The sequence below is a fragment of the Caulobacter sp. genome (assembly GCF_035254145.1).
GTDB lineage: Bacteria > Pseudomonadota > Alphaproteobacteria > Caulobacterales > Caulobacteraceae > Caulobacter.
This window is the reverse complement of the sequence record NZ_DATFAV010000235.1, coordinates 1-2,702: the sequence shown is the minus strand read 5'-3', so window position 1 is coordinate 2,702 and position 2,702 is coordinate 1. Positions and strand designations below refer to the sequence as shown.

General features: G+C 66.7%; 1 protein-coding gene. It reads right to left on the bottom strand.

The window, feature by feature from the left end:
* The coding region (locus VJ655_RS14345; RefSeq protein ID WP_324112184.1) for an efflux RND transporter permease subunit at positions 1–2,702 on the bottom strand (2,702 nt) is incomplete at both ends.

Below are 2,702 nucleotides of genomic sequence, written 5' to 3'. Positions count from 1 at the left end.
GATCAGGATGGCGTTCTTGGCCGACAGGCCGATGATGGTGATCAGCCCGACCTTGAAGAAAACGTCGTTGGGCAGGCCGCGCAAAAGCACCGCGGCCAGGGCTCCGATCAGGCCCAGCGGGATCGCCAGCATCACCGATAGCGGGATCGACCAGCTCTCATAAAGCGCCGCCAGGACCAGGAAAACGACCAGCATAGACAGGGCGAGCAAGGCGGGGGCCTGGACGCCCGCCAGCTTCTCCTGCAGCGACTGACCGGTCCACGCGACCGCGTAGCTCCCGGGAAGCTGGGCGGCCAGCCGCTCCATTTCAGCCATGGCCTGGCCGCTCGAGACGCCGGGCGCGGCCGATCCGGCGAGCCGGACCGACGGATAACCGTTGAAGCGCATCATCTGGGCCGGCGCCTTAGTCCAGACCGGCGTCACCACCTCGGACAGCGCGACCATCCCGCCGGACTCATTGCGGACATAGAGTTTCAACACATCGCCAAGCTGCATCCGGAACGGCGCGTCGGCCTGGACGATCACCTGCTGCAGGCGGCCCGCGTTGATGAAGTCGTTGACGTAGCTGGAACCCAGGGCGGTCGACAGGGTGTCGCCGATCGCCGTGAAGGAGACGCCCAGGGCCTGGGCCTTCTGCCGGTCGATATCCAGCCGCACCGTCGAGCCCGGCGGAAGGCCGTCGGGATAGACGCCGGCCACAAGTTTGCTTTGGGCGGCGAGCTCCAGCAGGCGCGTCTGGGCGTTGATCAGCGCCTCAGGACTGCGATTGGCGTGGTCTTGCAGCGCCAGGGTGAAGCCCGACGAGTTGCCCAACTCGTCGATCGACGGCGGCATCATCGACATGATCTCGCCCTCGCGCTGGACCTTCATGGCCTCGGTCGCGGACTGGACCTCGCCGGCGCTGGTCGCGCCGTCGCGTTTCTTCCAGTCCTTGAGCATCGTGAAGACGAGCGCGGCGTTGGGGCCTTGGCCCGAGAAGCTGAAGCCGGTGACGGCCTGGGTCGTCTCGATGGCGGGACGCGAGCGGGCATAGTGCTCAAAGCGCGCGACGGCTTCGCTGGTGCGCTGAGCTGTGGCGTCGGCCGGCAGTTGGAACGAGGTCATGAAGTAGCCCTGGTCTTCCTCGGGCAGGAAGGCCGACGGCAGGATCAGGAAGGCGCCCACCGTGATGGCGACGATCACGCCGAACGCGGCCATGGCGCGCCCGCCGCGGCGCAGAACCTTGCCCAGCAGGCTCTCGTACCCGTCTGTCAGGCGGTCGAAGCGTTGGTCGAACCAAGCGAAGAAGCCCGTCTTGGGCGCATGGCCGTCGATCGGCTTGAGCAGGGTCGCGCACAGGGCCGGGGTCAGCGACAGGGCCAGGAAGGCCGAGAACAGGATCGAGACGGCCATCGACAGGGTGAACTGGCGATAGATCGCGCCGACCGAACCGTCCGCCAGGGCCATCGGGATGAACACGGCCGCCAGCACGGCGGTGATGCCGATGATCGCGCTGGTCATTTCCGACATGGCCTTGCGGGTGGCGTCCTTGGGCGAGAGCCCCTCGGCGGCCATGATCCGCTCGACGGCCTCGACCACGACGATCGCGTCATCGACGATGATGCCGATCGCCAGCACCATGCCGAACATCGTCAACACGTTGATCGAAAAGCCCGCCGCCAGCATCACCGTGAACGTCCCCAAGAGGGCGATCGGCGCGACGATGGCCGGGATGAGGGTGTAGCGGACCTTCTGCAGGAACAGGAACATCACCAGGAACACCAGCGCCATGGCCTCGATCAGGGTCTGGACGACCTTCTCGATCGAGATCCGGACGAAAGGCGCGGTGTTGAAGGGGATGGCCAATTTCATGCCAGGCGGCGCGACTTTCTGCAGCTCGTCCAGCCGGGCCTGGATCGCCGCCGCGGTTCGCACCGCGTTGCCGCCGGGTGAAAGCTGAACGCCCAGGGCCGTGGCCGGCTGGCCGTTCTCACGGGTGGCGAAGTTGAAGTTCGCCGAGTTCAGCTCGATGCGTGCGACGTCGTCCAAGGTGACGCGCGAGCCTGAGGTATTGGCGCGCAGCACGATGGCCTTGAACTGCTCGACGGTCTGCAATTGGCCGTCGGCGGTCAGCGGAACCGTCACGCGCTGGTCCTGGACCGTCGGCTCGCCACCCAAGGCGCCGGGCGCCAGCTGCTGGTTCTGGGCCGCGATCGCCGCCGTGACGTCGCTCAGCGAAAGATTGAAACCCGTCAGCTTGTTGGGATCGACCCAGATGCGCATCGCACGCTCCGAGCCGAACATCTGCACTCGTCCCACGCCCGGCACGCGCTTTAGCTCGTCGGCGATGTTGCGGACCATGTAGTCGCTGAGCGCGACCTCGTCGTCGCGCCCGTCGATGCTGCGCAGGCTGACCATCATCAGGAAGTTGGACGCGGCGCTCTCGACGCTGACGCCGGTCTGGCGCACGGTCTGGGGCAGGCGCGGCTCGACCGTCTTCAAGCGGTTCTGGACGTCGACCTGGGCCAGCTCCGGGTTCGCGCCCGGCTTGAAGGTGGCCGTGATCGAGGCCGAGCCGGACGTGTCGGTCGCGGACTCGAAATAGAGCAGGTTCTTGACGCTGGAGAGCTCGCGCTCGATCAGGCTCACGACGGAGTCGTTCATGGCCTGGGGCGTGGCGCCGGGGTAGCTGGCGTAGATGCTGACTGTCGGTGGCGCCACGA